Raw genomic sequence first — 18,338 nt, 5'->3', positions numbered from 1 at the left:
TTGACTCGCGGGGTTCAGTGGTGCTAGAGGGTCTTGGGGTGGGCTATTGATTGACTCAAAGCCGATCGGCTTCTTCGCTGATACGTTTTCTCGATCCAGCCACGATGGCCAAGGCGCTGATCTCATCTCGCGTTAGCTCTCCAGCGCGTTGTTCTGCAGGAGTGAAAAGAACGATTCCACGGTGACATTGTCTGCACACGCGTCGATCCGTTGCATTGATTCTTTGAGCCCCGTGCCCTTCGACGTCCGCACGAAAGCGTTCGAGTGGAATGGGACCTCCAATCTCGGAATTCGAAGAGCGCTCGCGTGTGGGAGGGCCGAGACGGCCAGTGACGCTTTCATCCCGGATTCGCTGGAGTAGCCCACAACCCCGGTTCGGGTAGAGGTCTTGGGGTCCACAGGTATGTCGGACATGCTGGGCAACAGCCCCCAGTGCTCGACGTTATGCTCCCCGTTGGGGACGTAGCAGGATTTGAGGAAGGTGGTCTCCACGGCGGTCCCCCGACCGTTTGATCGTGATCGCACCGAGTGAGCAACCGGTGTTCTACGCCGGTGCTGTTCGTCCTAGGGGTGAACCGGGCTGCCCCCACCGTCGGTATTGGCAGCCAACTCAGGTCACGGCGCTGGCCCGGCTGTTACTAGGAAGGCTACTTTTCTTGGAAGCTTAAACGGACTTTCGGAAACCTTGCGAGTGGTCCAGTACTATCAGCCTCATGTCTAAATTGGGGGTGCGGCTGGGATACATGCCGCAGTTGGATGGTTTGCGTGCACTGGCGATAGGACTTGTGGTGGGATACCATCTGGGCGTGCCATTGACTTGGGGTGGGTTCCTGGGTGTCGATGTGTTCCTGGTCCTGTCAGGGTTCCTCATCACGTCGATCCTCTTGGGGGAGCGACTGACGACTGGGCGGGTTCGTCTGGGCCGGTTCTGGTGGAGGCGGGTCCTACGCCTCTTCCCCGCGCTGCTACTGATGGTCACTGTCGCAGTCGTTGCTTCTCCCGTGATAGGTCGTCCAGGTGAAGGGGACTACCTGATGTCTGGCTTCGCCGCGGTCACTTACACGTCCAACCTGTTCGTTTCCTTCGGGGCGATTAAGCTTGGGGCGCTGGACCCGACGTGGAGTCTCGCGCTGGAGGAGCAGTTCTACCTTGTTTGGCCGATCGTGCTCATTGCTGTCTACAGGTTCCGGCGCAAGGTGAGCTTCACTGGCAGGCTGCTCGCGGGGCTCGGTGTGGCTGCTACAGGGTCGTTCTTCCTGATGTGGGCGCTGTTTGAGGTCCGTCCCGACGGGCTCACACCCCTGTCGTACTATCGTCCCGATGCCCGCGCTGGTGGACTCCTCCTCGGCTGCATGTTGGCAGTTGCGTTCGTGAATGAGGCTGGGCGTCGGCTGATGGAACGTTGGGGGCGGCCGGCGACATGGGTTGGGTTGGCTGTTCTGCTAGCACTAGTCGCGCTGATGCCGCATAACTGGCCTCAGCAGCCGGTTACGTTCGGCGTGCTGATCCCTTTGGCTTCCGTCGCGGCGGCTCTACTGATTGCCGGGCTCGCGTCCAGCAAGACCCTGGCGTCCACGGCGCTATCGTCCGCCCCTGCTGTGTGGGTGGGGCGCATTTCGTACTCGCTGTACTTGTGGCACACCCTGGTCTTCAGGGCTACTGACCCGTTCTTGGATGGTCCGGGGGGAAAGGTGCTTCAACTGGTTGCGGCGGTTGCGTTTGCCACAGCCAGCTACTATCTGGTGGAGCGTCCGTTCCTGCGGCTCAAGGACCGTTTTGAACCAGACGTTTCCGAGAGACGTGAGGCTCAGCGGGTCACGGTCTAGACGCCAGATATCACGTGACGGCGTCGACGGCCAGGTCGTCCAGACCGAAAGTGCGGAGGGCGGTGGTCCCGCTGATACCGACATGACCGATCGTCTGGATGGCAGTATCGGTGGCAACTAGGACGAGGACACCGTTCTTGCGGACTTCCAATGAGCCCTTGTAGCACCTGAAAGCCACCCGGTCTTGAGCAGCGGCTGTGGCGCCGGTGGCCAACGTTGTCTGTGCCCCGCTAAGGCGCCTGGCAATAGATAATGCCCCGCCTATTCCCACGACCATCCGGTACGTGTCCGGCGAGCCGGCCACTGTCGGGCGTTGGCGGTGGATGTCCACGAGCAGGTTGTCACCCACGGGTACGGATGTAAGTGTGAAGCTGATCTCCATGTTCATCGTCTGCTCCGGGATGTTGACCGAGAAATTGCTCAGCGGCCCAGCTCCCCTCGCGATTGCGTTGGCTACAACTGCGACTTGGTTGGCGCCGTCTTTGGCCCAGGTTCTAGTGGCTCCGCCCAGCATTGCGTCTGCGGCGCGGCCGCCGATGTCGGCTTCGTCTGGACCGGAAAACGTATCAGAAGTGATGCGTGAATTGACGACCGTGGGAACGGCCATGGGGACGGCTGCGCTCGTTGCCATCTTGGCTGGGGGTATGCGCAGGGCCCGCGTGAGGAGGTCAGCCATCATGCGGTGGCCAGAGTCGGTCTGGTGGACGAGGTCAGTGTCGATTAGTCCGTACGGATCATCGCCCGGAATGTTGGCTGCCGTGTAAAAGCCGGAAAGGTCCACGAACATTATGTTCTCTGACGTGGCGGCGATGTCCCGTAGCGCATCCCCGTAGTCGCTCCATAGGTACGTGCCCGTCACATCAAACCGGTGATATGAGTGCACCAGGATTTGCACGAAGGGCTTCTCGGAAAGTGCGGCGAGCTTGCTCACACGCCCCAACACGGCTGCTTTGTACGTGGTGGGTGGAAGGTTGGACGCGTAGTCGTTTGAACCGATCATGTGCAGAACCATGGCAGGGGAAAGGCTCATGATGCGTTCAGCTTCGGTGTCGCTCATGTAGGTTTCGCTAGAGGTGCCCCCTTGCGCGCCGTTGTATGAGTGAACACCGGGTGCCGCGCTAGGCGTGCCCCAGAGCGCTTCGGTGTGCACGACGACGCCGGCCTCAGTGCCCCCAGGGGCTGGGAACGCGGCTTGGATCGCGGCCGTCAGGATGTTGACGTATCGGCGGCTCTCCGCCGTGGCGTTGTTGCCGGCCGTGGTGGAGGATCCGGTGAACACGATGTTGCACGCGGTCACGCTGCTCGAGGCGAGGCCAGCGAACAGTAGGCCTACGGCTGCGTTTTCTTTCACTTCGTACGTTGCTGACAGGTCAGGTAGTTGGGCCGATGGCACCTTGGCGTGGTCGTCCAATGTTGCCACGCCGAACGCCTGACCCTTTTCCGCTTTGGGAACGTACGTGGCGGCCGCAAGGGCATCGCTGGTTTCCGCTTCGGCGGCCGGCGCTCCGGCAATGGAAATAGCAGAGGCGCCGGTCAACGCAGTTACCAGTGCCCCAATCCTGAGCAGCCCGCGGCGTTCTATCTCGCCACCCGTGTCCGCTGTTCCTAGAGTCAACATGTGAGCCTCTCAATTCTCCCGAACTGTCTTCTCTAGAAGGTATTAACTTTGGGCAAATCTAAACACCGTGGTGACTACGCGTTTATTTGAGTCACCAATACCTGCGTGGGCGGGCTCTACTCTTGCCGCAGGGATGTGACTTGCGTGTAACTCCTGTTACTGATGTTCTTTAAGTTGAAGCCGATCCGGCAAACTGGGGGTGTTGAGATGAACTTAATTGGCATGCAGAGCGGGCGAACCGCGCCAATCAAACGCACGACGGGGCATGAGGCCTGGGCGGATGTTGCTCGCGGTGCTGCAACAATCCTGGTTGTACTCCTGCACGTGCGGGAGTGGCACTACCTGTTCTTGGGGTGGCAGTTCCCGGGCCGCCCAGCATGGGACGCATTCATTGCAGTTTCCGGGACTATTCGGATGCCTCTGTTTTTCGCGATCTCCGGGATGCTCGCCCACGGCGCCGTCATGAGGCCCTGGCAGCAGGGTGGCAAGCGCCGGCTTGTGAACGGCGCTTTCCTCTACGTGGTGTGGCTCTCGATCTACGCGTTGTTCTACGCACCGCTTCCTGACATGCCAGAGGCTGTCCATGGAGTGGGCGATGCGCTGCTGCAGCTCGTCGCCCCGCATACTGCGCTCTGGTATCTATGGGCGCTAGCCATGTACTTCGCACTAACCAAGGCTCTCCGGAACATGAACAGGTGGCCGGTGCTTGCGGCTGCCGCAGCACTTTGCGTGGTCGGGTCTTCTATCGTGCTGCCTGACTCTTTCGGAATGTGGCAGTCCATCCTGAAGAACCTTGTGTATTTCATGGCCGGCGCCTACGGCCCATGGTTGCTCCGATCGATATCGGATGCCACGTCTTGGAAGACTCTGACAGTAGCGGGCGCGGCCTTCCTAGCTACCACGGCTGGACTGTTGGCGGCGCCCGACTTTGTACACTGGTTCGGCGCTGACCTTGTCGCCGGTTTGATTGCTATTGTCTTCGCCGTGCAGTTGGCAACCGTCGCCACGCGGTGGCAGGTGCTGCGGCGTCCGTTCGCTGCCGTGGGGCAGCGAGCCTTGTCGATATTCCTGATGCAGGCGCTGTTTATCGCCCTTCTGAACGCCCTTGCACTCGGCGTCATGGGCGATTCTTATGGGGCTGCAGTCAACGGCACAGCGCTTGGAGCAGCGTACCCAGGCATCGCCACTGTAACCGTAGTTGCCGCGTGCCTCGGAGCCCACAGGCTACTTCTGTTTGTACGCGCCAAATGGCTCCTAGAAGCGCCCGCAAAGTTGGCCAGCTAGCAGGCTGCGGTGATCCTCCATATGGGGCGTCGCACGCCGACTCGCTCGCTATCGTCACTTCCGGCCCTGCTGGTTGCCCGGGCTGCGGACATGAGGACATCGGTAAAGTCCCCGCTAGACACTCGCCTTCTCCGCAGTTCTATCGGGAGCGCCCGGCCAAATCCTCCCGCCCAGCCGATGAGGGCCTGGGTGGAGGTGCGATGCGCGTGCCCGAAACGAGTTCCATGCGTAGGCTTTACGTGATGGCATCCAGCGCGAGGGACTTAGCGGAGAAAGATGCCACGCTGCCGTGTCGGTCAGCCCCGCGAAGCCCGTGGCAGCGTGCCGGAATCCGCGCCGTGTTGCGAGCGTCAACCAGCAGAAGGCCGCACGAACTGAGAGATTAGTCGCTGCCTCAAACGCTACCTTGCCTTCCATCTCCCACCGCGCTTTGAACGCCCTCTACGCCCAAACCGCAACAACTTGACGACCTGGAGGAGTTACTGCCATTGGATCCCCGATGTGCCGACAGGCCAAGGGCACCGTCGATCGCATCCCACGGAAGCCCGTATGAAACACACGACCCGGCCCTCGTACCCTTTCGTTGGCACCTGCCCGTCCGGTAGAGGAAACCACCGCCGGGGTTCCGGTCCCTCCGCGCCGACGTCCCGGCAGGAGGCACAGAATTACGTAAAGCCGGCGCTCCAGGACCGGCCCGGCGATAATGGCCCGTTCGGAGATATCGGTCAGGCGCTCAACAGAGGCCATTTAAATTGGCCGTACCATCCGTAACCGTTAGCAATGTGTAGATCACCTTCAAACTTGGCGGGTAGGACCTTGAGCAGGTGCAGACGCCCATCGGGAGTGATTGCAAACAGACCTGGGGTATTGCCTACTGCGGAACCATCATTTGCTACGCAGTAGTAGATGTTTGTTCCGGGGTCTATCGCCCCGTAAAACGCCGCCCCGTAGAACATATCCCCCGTGACGGTTGCGGTGGTTGTCCCCGACTCTGCCACGGCCGGAGTTGATACCGTCACTGTCGTGGCGTTCGCAACCGCCACTATGTAGGTGTTATCTACTATCGCCGAATGCGCACCGCGGATTACTGCCCCCACGTCTGCCAAGGTGAAATTAGCGCTGTTGGAGGTCATCGTAATTGACCCGTCCGTGAATGCCAGGTCTGCAATGAACCGGCCCGCCCGTCCGCCGGGAACGGCCCTCATGTAATGCCAATCATGACTGAGAGATTCCATGCGGTTGTTTGCCTTGTCCCATCGGAACGCGGTCCACCCCGCCAGGTTAGAGTCCGATCCGTAGTAAACATGATCCTTCGTAAAGCTGATCTGTACAGCCTGCCAGGTAACGGAACTTGAGTTTGGCAGTTCAGACCAACTGCCGGGCGCGCCATAGTTTGTAGACCGCATGTGCTTCAGTTGCGATGCATCGCCGAAAGTGGCGTACACGTGTCCGGGCTGGTATGGGTCGGCGTTGATTCCGTGGCAGTGGTTGGTGGGGTTCGGTACGGTGAGGCAGGTTTCCCACGTCGTGCCGTCTATACTGCGGTACAGGCTCGGACCTCCTGTTGGAGAGCCATATTCGCCCCAGTAAAGGTACTCGCCATCTGTGTTGAATGCCGGTCCCATCACGGTGGATCCGCTGACTCCCTGCTTCAAGATGGCGGACCATGACCACGATTCCCCGTTGACGGGGTTCGGATCGGATACGCGCCAGATCGATGCACGGCCGGAAGACAGCGCGGAGAGGTAATACGTCCCTTTGAACCAAATTATTTTTGCGTTTCCCATATTGCTCTGACCCACACCACTCGGCATCCCTCGATTCTTCTGCAATGCGGCAAAACTAGGGGACATCAACTCCCACAGGGTATAGGAATTGATGAGTAAGTACCGACTGTTAGTGCCGTCAATACCGATTATCTGCCGGCCGCCGAATGCACGTTCGATAAATGTCCCCGCAGGGAACGTGTTTGGGTTGCGCGCTAGTCGCGCATAGATGGCAGAAATGTCAGGAAGTTGGGTGGAAGGTATCTTTGCATTCGCATCTAAGGTTGCGACGCCCAGCGGCGCCCCCTTTTCCGCAACGGGAATATATTGGGTCGGCGGGGTCTTATCGCCTGGGGCAGCTTGGGCACCCTCTGCGCCGATAGCCGAAATTGCGGAAGCACCAGTCAGCGTACCTATCAGGGTTCCCAGTCGGAGAAGGCCTCGGCGCTTTACGCCGGAATCGATTTCTGATTCCGGCTGATCCCCAACACCAATCACTTTAGTCATGTTTAGAAACTATTGGGTCATAAGTTGCCCAACCACCGTGGAGGTTACGCGTCTTATTGGCTAGCAAGTACTCCTTAGGTACGTGTGGTACTCAAATTTGGCTCTCAGGTGACTGGAAAGGGACTAAGTAGTGGAGCGACTAACTAACATAAAAGTTAAGCCGTTCAGTCCCAACAGGCGCGAAGATCACGCATCTGACAAGGGCGCCTTGAGCTACCTACCCGGGTGCGCCGCAAATGCTCGTTGAACTGACCACCATGGATGCAGGCAAAGTTTACGCTTGCCCGAATTTGACATTTGGGCACCGGGGACACATTTCGGGCAGAAAACGAACCGAACCCTTGAACTCACTTCTGCTCAGATTTTGACCTCACCCGCGGGCGAACCTTCGGCCAAACTTGACCCCCGGCTTCAGGTTCCTGCTGACCGGTGCAGGCTGGAACGGCCCGGTGCCGGGGCTCGCCCGGTGATGCCCTTTCCGATTCAAAGAACCGTCCACGCACGGCCTAGGGCTCGATACCTTCTGGGCTGCCGGCCCTATTGTCCTGGCGCTGTTTTTAGGGCCTGTCATAGGGGGTGCTGCTTACGGACCGCCGCGCCGCCCGGTTTCATGGCAATCCCCGGCCCGTTCCCCCCGTCCCGTCACTGGGCGCACCGCTTGCCGGGTACCGCCGACGGCGCCCCTGCCCATGCTGCTGGATTACGAGTCGTCCCTCGTGGAAACGCCTTTAGGCCGCTCGGGAGAATGTGGGAGGCCAACGTTGTCCGCTCGTCCTGGAGGCCGCTCGGGAGTTGGAGCGGGCCGGAGGCACGTCCTTAAGGGCAGTGTCCCTAACGCGTATCAACGTCCTCAAACACCAAAAACGTTTGCGTATCCAGCACGCCCGGCATGGACTGCAGCTGGTCGAAGATCACCCGCCGCAGGTCCACGTTGTCCACGGCCCGCACCAGCAGTATGACGTCAAAGTCCCCGCCCACCAGGGCGATGTGGTGCACCTCCGGAATCGCCCGCAGCAGTTCCCGAAGTTCGCGCCACGAATGCTGCCGCACTTTCAGCGTCACGTAGGCGGATGATTTGAGCCCCGCCTTAATAGGGTCAACCAGCGCCGTGAACTTGGTCAGCACGCCCTCGCCGGTCAGCCTGGCGATCCGCGTATACGCGTGCGCCCGTGAGATGTGGACGTTCTCGGCCACCTGCGTGACGGACATCCGCCCGTCCCGGGTCAGCTCCGCAATGATGTTCCGGTCCACGTCATCCAGCGGCACCGGCACCTGCTCCGCTTCTGTTTCCGCCATTTGTCCACAACTCCTACGGGTAACGCGGCCCACACTTACGATTCGTCTTTCAGACTATGGCAGAAATCCAAACTTCTCCACGATTCCGGCCGGGGCTGGATACGAAACTTCCTTCAGGACCATACTGGAAGCGAATAGTGGCTACAGAAGGACGGACCAATGACGATCTCCGCGGACCACACCGCCCTCGGGCAGGACTCGCCGGAACAGCCGGCGGAGACCCACGTGACCGAAGACGCCGCAGCCGAGGCTGTGCGCAAGTTCGGCATCACGGTGGAGGACTACATGCTGCCGGCCCGCCACCAGATCCAGATGGTGGACCAGGACGGCACCCTGAACCCCCACACCGAGCAGGGTGCCCAGCCCGGCCATGAATACGCGCTGCCCGGCGATGCCGAACTGATGGCTGCTTATGAACAGCTGGTGGTGGGCCGCCGCGTCAATGACCAGAACTCCGCCCTGGTCCGCCAGGGCCGCATGGCTGTTTACCCTTCCAGCCACGGCCAGGAGGCCTGCCAGGTGGCGGCCGCCCTCTGCCTCGCCGACGACGACTGGATCTTTCCCACCTACCGCGACTCCGTGGCCGTGATGGCCCGCGGCGTGGACCCGGTGCAGACCATGACCCTCTTCCGGGGCGACTGGCACAGCGGCTACGACCCCCTTAAGCACAAGGTGGGTATCCAGTGCACGCCTCTCACCACCCAGCTGCTTCACGCCGTCGGCGTTGCCCATGCCGCCAAACTCCGCGGCGAGGACACCGTAGTCCTGGCCATGTGTGGAGACGGCGCCACCAGCGAAGGCGACTTCCACGAGGCCCTCAACTTCGCGGCCGTCTTCCACCTTCCCGTCATCTTCTTTGTCCAGAACAACCAGTACGCCATCTCGGTGCCGCTGGCCCACCAGTCCGTGGCGCCATCGCTCGCCCATAAAGCGGTGGGCTACGGCATGGCCGGCGAACGCGTGGACGGCAACGACGTCGTTGCACTGCTCGCCGTACTTGGCCGCGCAGTCAAGCTCGCCCGCGAAGGCTCCGGCCCCCTCCTGGTGGAGGCCCACACCTACCGCATGCAGGCCCACACCAACGCCGATGACGCCACCCGCTACCGCCAGGACAGCGAAGTGGCCCAGTGGGTGGCCAAGGATCCGCTGAAGCGGATGCAGACCTACCTGACGGACCGAGGTCTGCTGGACGACGACGGCGCCGCCCGGATTGCGGAAAAAGCCGAGGCGGTTGCCACGCAGCTCCGCGAAGGCCTGGGCGAGGACGTCCCGGTCGATCCGCAGGACCTCTTCCGGTACGTCTTCTCCACACCCACCCCGCAGCTGAAGGAACAGTCCGCCATGCTCGCCAACGAAATCTCCCGGGACGAGGCCGCAAAATGAGCCCCACCGTCACCACATCCTCCGAGGTCAACGGCAACGTCAGCGCGGCAACCGCCCGCGCCGCCGCCAAGGCAGCAGCCTCTGCTGATGCAACCGGACCGCAGGCCATCACGATGGCCAAGGCGCTGAACACCGCCATGGCCGACGCCATGCATGCCGACTCCTCCGTTTTGGTCTTCGGCGAGGACGTCGGAATGCTCGGCGGCGTCTTCCGCATCACCGATGGCCTCACCAAGACCTTTGGCGAGTCCCGCTGCTTCGACACCCCGCTGGCCGAGTCCGGCATTGTCGGAATGGCAGTGGGGATGGCAATGAACGGCATGCGCCCCGTCATCGAAATGCAGTTCGATGCCTTTGCCTACCCGGCCTTCGAGCAGATCGTCAGCCACGTTGCCAAGATGCACAACCGGACCAAGGGCGCGGTCAAGCTGCCCATCGTCATCCGCGTCCCGTACGCCGGCGGCATCGGGGGAGTGGAGCACCACTGCGACTCCTCCGAGTCCTACTACGCCCACACCGCCGGCCTGAAGGTCTTCACCCCGGCAACCGTGGCCGACGGCTACCGCATGCTCCGCGAAGCCATCGACTCCGACGACCCCGTGATGTTCATGGAGCCCAAGAAGCTCTACTGGTCCAAGGACCTGGTGGACCTGGAAGGACTCCGCGCCGAGCACGCCGACAACACGGTGCGGGGAACGTCCTCGGAAGGCCGCGCCGCCATCGCCCGCCCCGGCACAGATGCCACGCTGATCGCCTACGGTCCGTCCGTGCCGACCGCGCTGGCCGCCGCTGCTGCAGCGGCAGAGGAAGGACGCTCGCTGGAAGTGATCGACGTCCGCTCCATCGTGCCGTTCGACGATGAGACCGTCTGCGCCTCCGTCCGGAAAACCGGCCGCGCCGTGGTCATCGCCGAAGCCCACGGTTTTGCGTCCGTTTCCTCGGAGATCGTGGCCCGGGTCCAGGAACGCTGCTTCCACTACCTGGCCGCACCGATCCGCCGCGTGACCGGCTTCGACGTGCCGTACCCGGCGCCGAAACTTGAGCACTACTACTTGCCCGGCGTGGACCGCATCCTCGACGCCGTTGACGACCTCCAGTGGGAAGACTGATCAGATGAGCGAAACGAAAGTATTCCTGCTGCCGGACCTGGGCGAAGGCCTCACGGAGGCCGAACTCGTGAACTGGCTCGTGGCCGTGGGCGACGAAATCCGGGTGGACCAGCCCATCGCCGAGGTTGAGACCGCGAAGTCCATGGTTGAAGTCCCGTCCCCGTACGCCGGCACCGTTGCCGTGCTGCACGGGGAACCGGGCCAGACTCTGGATGTGGGGAAGCCCCTAATCTCGGTGACGCCCGTTGGCGCCAAGCCGACGGTTGAGCCTGTCAAGACCAAGCCAGCTGAAACCGAGCCTGTAGAAACCGAGACCATCGAAACCTACCGAGAAGAGGAAAAAGCCGGCTCCGGCAACGTCCTCATCGGCTACGGAACACCCGGCGGCCACGGTGTAGCCCGCCGCACGCGCGCGCGGAAGCAGCCGGCGGTCGACTCTGTCGAGACCGGTGCTGTAGCAACTCGTGCCCTGGCAGTTGAGCCTGTCGAGACCACAAGTGCGCAGAAATCCGCCGATGATCTCCTTCTTATGCGCACCCGAGTACCTGGCAAACTCGGAGCTGTGATTTCTCCGCTCGTCCGCCGGATGGCCCGTGACCATGGAGTTGACTTGGGTGGTCTCCAAGGGTCAGGAGCAAGTGGCCTGATCATGCGCAAGGACGTCGAAGCAGCCATAGTTCCCGCACCGGTGGCTGAGTCTGTCGAAACCAGTCGCCCGCGCCCGGTGGTTGAGCCTGTCGAAACCCGCCGCCACGAAACCGACTCCCGCACGGGACTTGGCATCACAGGCCGAACGCCTGTCCGGGGCGTCCGTAAGGCAGTGGCCGCGAACATGACCCGCAGCCGCTCCGAGATTCCGGAAGCCACAGTGTGGGTCGACGTGGATGCCACGGCGCTTGTGGAAATGCGTGCAGCGCTGAAGAAGGCGGACCCGCACACCACTCCCGGCCTGCTGGCATTCATCGCGCGATTTGTCACCGCTGGGTTGAAGAAGTACCCGGAACTGAACACGCGGATTGTCACCATGGAGGACGCCGCGGGCGGGGAGAGCCAGGAGATTATTGCGTTTAGCGGCGTCAACCTCGGCTTCGCAGCTCAAACGGACCGCGGACTGATGGTTCCATCCATACGCAACGCAGACAAGATGAGCGCCCGTGAGTTGGATGCCGAAATCCGGCGGCTTACCGCAGTCGTACGCGAAGGCAAGGCGACACCGTCGGAGCTGGGCAGCGGCACCTTCACGTTGAACAACTATGGGGTGTTCGGGGTGGACGGCTCTGCCGCGATCATCAACCACCCTGAAGTTGGGATCCTTGGCGTTGGGCGGATCATCGACAAGCCGTGGGTGGTGAACGGGCAGCTTGCCGTCCGCAAGGTTAGCGAGCTGACACTGACGTTCGACCACAGAGTGTGCGACGGCGGAACGGCCGGAGGATTCCTCAGGTATGTGGCTGACGCAATTGAGAACCCGGGTGGCGTGTTGGCTGACATGTGACTGAGTTGGGTGTGCAGAGCAAGCTCTCAATATCTATCAAATAGATTGCGCTCGATGCTTCTGGCGTTTGTAGGCTACAGGGCCACTGGCTCATCGGACGTCCACCCTAAGCCTGCAATTCTCGCCGTAGGTAGGGGAAGCTGCGCCTAAAGACAGGTACCGGCTACTCTACTGCTCTGTTCCGTGACCGGAGGAACATGACCGTATGACCACGTACATTGTTGAAGCAAATGCTATAGAACACCGGTGTCAGTGTTGCGGGGATATTTCTGAGTCGTTGTTCTGTGCCGAGTGCAGTACCCATGCCACGGTTGTTGCAAAGAAATCGGAGTAGATGCGGGCACTCAACCTCTCCTGCGACGTGATTGTGGTCGAGCCCAGCGCGGAACAGGCAGGTGTCCAGAGCCCATCTCAATACCAGATGGACTTGTCATACTTGTTGGCGATCTAAACGCCAATCTTTACACCCGTGATGCGATATCTAAGCTCGATAACATCACGGACAATTCGAAGTAGCGGCCGCCATATAAGCTTGCCTCTATGTGTGGAATCGTAGGATACGTTGGCCATTCGTCAGGCCGGGTAAATGTTGGCCACGGCGCGTTGGACGTTGTCCTTGAGGGACTCCGCCGTCTGGAGTACCGGGGATATGACTCCGCCGGCGTCGCTGTGGTGGCGGACGGGACCATTTCGTCCCGCAAGAAATCCGGGAAACTGAGCAATCTGCTCACCGAACTGGAAGAGCGGCCGTTGCCGGATTCCGTCACCGGAATCGGCCACACCCGCTGGGCCACCCATGGCGGACCCACGGACCAGAACGCGCACCCGCACCTGGCCGACGGCGGCAAACTGGCCCTGATCCACAACGGCATCATCGAAAACTTCGCCGAGCTCAAGCTTGAACTTCTCGAAAAGGGCGCTGTGTTTGCGTCCGAGACGGACACCGAGGTGGCCGCCGCGCTGATCGGCGACATCTTCCGCAACCAGCTGAACGGCAACGCCGCCAACGGCGGGCTCACGAAAGCCATGCAGCTTGCCTGCCAGCGGCTCGAAGGCGCCTTCACGCTGCTGGCCGTGCACGCGGACCAGCCCGACGTCGTCGTGGCCGCCCGGCGCAACTCGCCGCTCGTGGTGGGCCTGGGGGAGGGGGAGAACTTCCTCGGCTCGGACGTCTCCGGCTTCATCGACTACACCCGCCGGGCCGTGGAACTGGGCCAGGACCAGATCGTGACCATCACCGCGGACACCGTGGAAATCACCGACTTCTTCGGCGCCCCGGCCCACGGCAAGGAATACCACGTGGACTGGGACCCGGCCTCGGCCGAAAAGGGCGGTTACCCGTCCTTCATGGAGAAGGAAATCCACGACCAGCCCGACGCCGTCGCCAACACCCTCCTGGGCCGTTCGGACCTGGACGGCAAGCTGACCCTCGATGAAATGCGCATCGACCCCGAGCACCTGAAAAAGATCAACAAGATCATCGTGCTCGCCTGCGGCACCTCCGCGTACTCGGGCCAGGTGGCCAAGTACGCGATCGAGCACTGGTGCCGGATCGCCACCGAGGTGGAGCTCTCCCACGAGTTCCGCTACCGGGACCCGATCGTGGACGAGAACACGCTGATTGTGTCCATCTCCCAGTCCGGCGAGACCATGGACACCCTAATGGCCGTCCGGTACGCCAAGGAACAGGGCGCCAAGACGCTCTCCATCTGCAACACCAACGGTTCCACCATCCCGCGTGAATCCGATGCCGTGCTCTACACCCACGCCGGTCCGGAAATCGCCGTCGCGTCCACCAAGGCGTTCCTGGCGCAGATCACCGCCGCCTACCTGCTGGGCCTGTATTTGGCACAGCTGCGCGGCAACAAGTTCCAAGGCGAGATCAAGGACATCCTGGCCGACCTCGCCAAGGTCCCGGCAAAGATCCAGGAAATCCTGGACCACGAAGGGGAAATCAAGGATCTGGCCCGCTCCATGGCCGGCGCCAAGTCCGTGCTGTTCCTGGGCCGCCACGTCGGCTTCCCGGTGGCCATGGAAGGCGCACTCAAGCTCAAGGAACTGGCCTACATCCACGCCGAGGGCTTCGCCGCCGGCGAGCTCAAGCACGGCCCCATCGCCCTGATCGAGGAAGGCCAGCCCGTCTTCGTGGTGGTCCCGTCCCCGCGCGGCCGGAACTCGCTGCACGCCAAGGTGGTCTCCAACATCCAGGAAGTCCGCGCCCGCGGCGCGAAGACCATCGTGATCGCGGAAGAGGGTGACGAGGCCGTCAAGGCCTACGCCGAGCACGTCTTCTACATCCCCGAGACGCCCACGCTCCTGGCGCCCCTGCTGGCCACCGTGCCGCTGCAGATCTTCGCCCTCGAACTTGCCACGGCCAAGGGATACGACGTGGACCAGCCACGCAACCTGGCCAAGAGCGTGACCGTAGAATAAGCCGCATGACAGGGCGCGGCAAGTGTGGTTTGGCTCAGGCCGCGAATGGGGTGCTATACATAATCCCATGAAAATTACGGTGTCCCTTGGGGAGGGCAACGATCCTTTGGACTGCCCGCATCAGTTTGTAGGTCTCTGCGCCGATTGTCAGAGCGAACCTGAAAATGTGGAGCGAACATTATGACTGCTCCGGTGGCACGCCCACCTTTTATCTACGCACGTCCGAGTGCTCCGCGCACCTGACACTGATCACTGAGGTGCCGCCACCGTCGGGGGATCCGTAGGACGTGACATGGTTCGTTGTGATGCCGCACGGGGCGCAGAATGTCTTGTGCTGTTTGGTGGCCATAGCCAGATCATAAGCATGACTTGGATTCACATTGGTTACAGCTATGAAAACAAGTGACACAACTGCAGGGCGGTATACCGGCCGAAATAAGTCATTGAGAACCCGCAATTTTATGACCGGTGCCAGTGCCGCGGCCACTTCCAAATCTTTGCTGTCCAACGGCCCAGGGACGCGAGCCCGCAAATTTGCCTTTAAGACCACCCACCCGAATGCCCGCTGTTCGGAACAGTGCCGCGGCGGTGTTGCTCTGCCTGGTCCTGGCCCGGCCGGGCCCGTCCACATCCCGCCGTTGCCGAGCTTGACGGCTGGAAAGGCTTTCGCTACACCGGAGGGATTGATAGTGTGCGTGATACCTGCGGGGTGATGGTGCCCTAGGAAGCGATTTGCGCCCGTGGGTAAGGCGGTCCGGTCGAGGCTCAGTTGCCTCCCGGACCGCCGGCCCAGGAATTCCCCCTGGGTGAAGGTTCAACTCCTTCGCAAGCCAATCCCTCTTCCAGGAATAGTGCCAGACTCCCGGAGCGGTCCACCGTCCAGACCACCTAGAAAGATAAGTCAAGCTCCGTGTTCGACCGGCAATGAATCAAAATTCGGGAGGGTTTGCGGCCATGCCCGTTCCAAAAACCCAACGGACATCCAATGGGATAAACACGCGGAACGGCAGGACAAGAGCCACAGCGTCGGAGAATTCCAGGGTCAGCAGGGGCAGTTCGATGGCAAAAACGGCGTCGCTGAATCCCACCAGTCGCTACAGGGACGTTCTGGGTACCATGCGGGCGCCTCCGCTTCTCGGCCGGGCAACTGAAGTTCGGCACAGGCCACTCGCCCGCGCCGAACGTGGTGATTACCGCTGTTTTGTTCCGCCTTGTCGGGCATTTCCTCAGGCTTCCACCGGCGACGCGTGGGTAGAATCGAGGCCTACGATCGCCGGAACGCATGAATACGGAGAACAGAATGTCGCGATGGATGGAGGTCGGCCTGGGCAACCATGTGCTGACCACCGAAGGCTGGAAGCTCAATACTGGACTCATAATCGGGGCCGAACGCGCCATGGTGATCGACACCGGCGGCGGACCCCGGCAAGGGCGGGAAATCCTGGCCGCCGTGCGCGAAAAGACCCAGCTGCCGCTGGTGGTGGTGAACACCCACGCCCACTTCGACCACTTCTTCGGCAACGCCATCTTCGCGGACGAGGGTGTCACGGAGTTCTATGCCCACGAGAACTGTGCACGGGAGATTGAGGAGAACGGGGACCGTCAGCGCCGCATGGTCGCCGCCCTGGAACCCGAAATGGCAGTCGGCGAAGGCGCCGACGCCGAACTGGTGGTTCCCAACGCCATCGTGAAGGACCAGCCAGTGCTGGTGGACCTCGGCGGCCAGACAGTCACCCTCTTCTACCTGGGCCGCGGCCATACCGACGGCGACTTGCTGGTTGGCACGTCAACCACGCTGTACGCCGGAGACCTCGTGGAGCAGGGTTCACACCCCTCCTTCGGGGACGCGTTTCCGGAAGAATGGGCCGATGCCCTGCGGCACATCTCGGCGCTGCGTCACCGCTACGAATTCCTGATCCCGGGCCACGGTGAACCCTGCAGCGACCAGTTCGTGAAGACCATGGCCAACACCATGTCCACCGCCGTTCGCCAGGCCATACAGTCCATCCGCGACACACCCAGTGACGCCACCAAGGCGATCCCTGTCCTGCCCTACGGGCCGGAGCAGTCCCGCTGGTTCATCAAGCGCCTACAGGAGACCCAGGCGCACCACTAGGGAACTCCAGTAGCAGCGAAGGCGGCTTGCCGCATACTCGCTTCAAGGTCCGTGCACATTCGTCGGGACGCCAGTATTGTCGCGTCAAAAACAGGTACCCACCACTCGGGCGCGGAGCAATCTGCGAACCTACCCTCGGTACATGATGACTCTGATGCACAACGATTCGTGGCGACGACCGCAGCCTGACCGACCCAACTTATGGGATGTGGCGTTGACAGGCTGTTCCATCGTCGGCGCCATAGTCCTCCTCTCAGCTATTGGGGTCAACACCGTGGCTCGGGCCATATTCCCAGTCCGGTGCTCAAGTGAGGAGTTGGACTACTCGTACTACGAATGAGTCCGGCAGAGCCGACTTCTTGATGTTCTCCCGCCATGAATTTCTGCTTGAATCCAGCGTGTGATCGTGGGCTTAGGCTGGTTCTCCTTAGCAGAGACGAGTTGGCGCTCGTAGGGTTGAACACGCGCGCCCACTTCGGCCACATCTTCGGCAGCACAGTGTTCGCGGACCACGGCGGCGTAGAGTTCTGTGCGCACGAGACTGAGGAAGACGGAGACCGACAGCGCCGCTTGGTCACCACTCTGGAACCCGAAATGGCGGCAGGCGAGAGCGCTGCCGCCGAGATGGTGGTTCCGAATGCGATCGTGAAGCACCAGCCGGTCCTGGTCTACCTCGGCGGTTAGACTGACACGACTTCTACCAGCCTCAAAACGGCGGCTTCATCGGGCCGTTGTTTGGCACACCCGCCGTGGATATTTCCGACAGGTATTGCGGGTAGCATCTTTCTCGAACGGGCTAATTCGACGGGCCCTGCAATTTTTCTGGGGACCACATTGACATTGCGTTATGTAGCGACACGACTTTTGGCGTTGGCAGCGATTCTTGCCCTTTTATTCACCGGCCTTGCTCGGCCCGCAGTAGCCCAGGAGTCTACTGTGGATTTGTCTGTGCCGTCGTCGTTGTTGAGCATCGAGCGTACGTCTCCTGACGTTGCGCGTCCGGGTGACACGGTGACGATTGATTGGACCGTTGAAGACGTTCCGGCATCGTTTGTGGCGGTCTACTTCGCGGACTCGCTCGGCAACAGCCACCAAGCCACCTTCAGTGGGGAGGCAGCTTACTCGGGGACGGCTGTAGCTGTTGTAGACGGTTCCCGATATGCCGCAGGCGCGCTGACTGTTCAGTCCGTTTATGTCCAGGCGGACAATCGCGTGATTGATTATCGTCCCAGCGGCTCGTTGTATAAGTACCCCTCGGGTCTGCAGGATCCGAAGACGACCACGTTCGACTTCAGCCAGCTAAACATCAACGTTGAAACGCCCGTGGATTTGTCTGTGCCGTCGTCGTTGTTGAGCATCGAGCGTACGTCTCCTGACGTTGCGCGTCCGGGTGACACGGTGACGATTGATTGGACCGTTGAAGACGTTCCGGCATCGTTTGTGGCGGTCTACTTCGCGGACTCGCTCGGCAACAGCCACCAAGCCACCTTCAGTGGGGAGGCAGC

Annotated in this window: 14 protein-coding genes; 9 read left to right on the top strand and 5 right to left on the bottom strand. The window is 61.3% G+C overall.

The window, feature by feature from the left end; genetic code table 11:
• Window positions 1-132 precede the first annotated feature (132 nt).
• The gene (locus TV39_RS16160; protein WP_052500596.1) at window positions 133-492 is read right to left on the bottom strand and encodes a hypothetical protein; all 360 of its coding nucleotides are present in this window, start codon (window positions 490-492) and stop codon (window positions 133-135) included.
• Between the two features lie 221 nt (window positions 493-713).
• On the opposite strand from TV39_RS16160, the gene TV39_RS16155 reads away from it, so the two are divergent.
• Window positions 714-1,826, top strand: coding sequence for an acyltransferase family protein (locus tag TV39_RS16155; RefSeq protein WP_052500595.1), 1,113 nt, complete (start codon window positions 714-716; stop codon window positions 1,824-1,826).
• Between the two features lie 10 nt (window positions 1,827-1,836).
• On the opposite strand, the gene TV39_RS16150 is transcribed toward TV39_RS16155, so the two are convergent.
• Complete coding sequence (locus tag TV39_RS16150) at window positions 1,837-3,441, bottom strand: SGNH/GDSL hydrolase family protein (protein ID WP_160292507.1); 1,605 nt, start codon at window positions 3,439-3,441, stop codon at window positions 1,837-1,839.
• A gap of 165 nt (window positions 3,442-3,606) precedes the next feature.
• On the opposite strand from TV39_RS16150, the gene TV39_RS16145 reads away from it, so the two are divergent.
• Window positions 3,607-4,728, top strand: a complete 1,122-nt coding sequence (locus tag TV39_RS16145) for an acyltransferase family protein (RefSeq protein ID WP_043483432.1) — start codon at window positions 3,607-3,609, stop codon at window positions 4,726-4,728.
• A gap of 725 nt (window positions 4,729-5,453) precedes the next feature.
• Here TV39_RS16145 and TV39_RS22155 read toward each other — a convergent pair.
• Window positions 5,454-7,001, bottom strand: coding sequence for a hypothetical protein (locus TV39_RS22155; protein ID WP_144406443.1), 1,548 nt, complete (start codon window positions 6,999-7,001; stop codon window positions 5,454-5,456).
• Window positions 7,002-7,832: 831 nt separating this feature from the next.
• Window positions 7,833-8,297 carry an Lrp/AsnC family transcriptional regulator gene (locus tag TV39_RS16135; RefSeq protein WP_043483427.1) on the bottom strand — a complete coding sequence of 155 codons (465 nt, stop codon included), beginning with the start codon at window positions 8,295-8,297 and terminating at the stop codon, window positions 7,833-7,835.
• Between the two features lie 159 nt (window positions 8,298-8,456).
• Here TV39_RS16135 and pdhA point away from each other — a divergent pair, with 159 nt between their 5' ends.
• From pdhA to glmS, 4 genes are all read left to right on the top strand, one after another.
• Window positions 8,457-9,680 (top strand): pyruvate dehydrogenase (acetyl-transferring) E1 component subunit alpha, encoded by a 1,224-nt coding sequence (gene pdhA / locus TV39_RS16130; protein ID WP_043483425.1) that lies wholly within the window; start codon window positions 8,457-8,459, stop codon window positions 9,678-9,680.
• A complete protein-coding gene (locus TV39_RS16125; protein WP_043483422.1) occupies window positions 9,677-10,789 on the top strand; it encodes an alpha-ketoacid dehydrogenase subunit beta in 1,113 nt (370 codons plus the stop codon). Before pdhA ends, TV39_RS16125 begins: the two co-directional genes overlap by 4 nt.
• Before the next feature lie 4 nt (window positions 10,790-10,793).
• On the top strand, window positions 10,794-12,284 hold the full coding sequence (locus tag TV39_RS16120; protein ID WP_043483419.1) for a dihydrolipoamide acetyltransferase family protein: 1,491 nt from the start codon (window positions 10,794-10,796) through the stop codon (window positions 12,282-12,284).
• 540 nt (window positions 12,285-12,824) lie between these two features.
• Window positions 12,825-14,717 carry a glutamine--fructose-6-phosphate transaminase (isomerizing) gene (glmS, locus tag TV39_RS16115; protein ID WP_043483416.1) on the top strand — a complete coding sequence of 631 codons (1,893 nt, stop codon included), beginning with the start codon at window positions 12,825-12,827 and terminating at the stop codon, window positions 14,715-14,717.
• Between the two features lie 929 nt (window positions 14,718-15,646).
• Here glmS and TV39_RS22610 read toward each other — a convergent pair.
• Entirely contained in the window at window positions 15,647-15,805 is a 159-nt protein-coding gene (locus TV39_RS22610) for a hypothetical protein (protein WP_235347421.1), read from the bottom strand.
• A 212-nt stretch (window positions 15,806-16,017) separates the two neighbouring features.
• Between TV39_RS22610 and TV39_RS16110 the strand changes: the two genes are divergently transcribed.
• The 3 genes from TV39_RS16110 to TV39_RS16100 form a co-directional block, all read left to right on the top strand.
• Window positions 16,018-16,833 carry an MBL fold metallo-hydrolase gene (locus tag TV39_RS16110; protein WP_200891043.1) on the top strand — a complete coding sequence of 272 codons (816 nt, stop codon included), beginning with the start codon at window positions 16,018-16,020 and terminating at the stop codon, window positions 16,831-16,833.
• Window positions 16,834-17,289: 456 nt separating this feature from the next.
• Window positions 17,290-17,517: a hypothetical protein gene (locus tag TV39_RS16105; protein ID WP_043483871.1), complete on the top strand. Its 228-nt coding sequence runs from the start codon at window positions 17,290-17,292 to the stop codon at window positions 17,515-17,517.
• A 252-nt stretch (window positions 17,518-17,769) separates the two neighbouring features.
• A partial coding sequence (locus tag TV39_RS16100; RefSeq protein WP_043483411.1) for a hypothetical protein occupies window positions 17,770-18,338 on the top strand: 569 nt, incomplete at its 3' end.

Source organism: Arthrobacter sp. SPG23 (genome assembly GCF_000876655.1).
Lineage (GTDB): Bacteria > Actinomycetota > Actinomycetes > Actinomycetales > Micrococcaceae > Arthrobacter.
The sequence above is the reverse complement of the archived record's forward strand: the minus strand, read 5'-3'. Positions and strand labels throughout refer to the sequence as shown.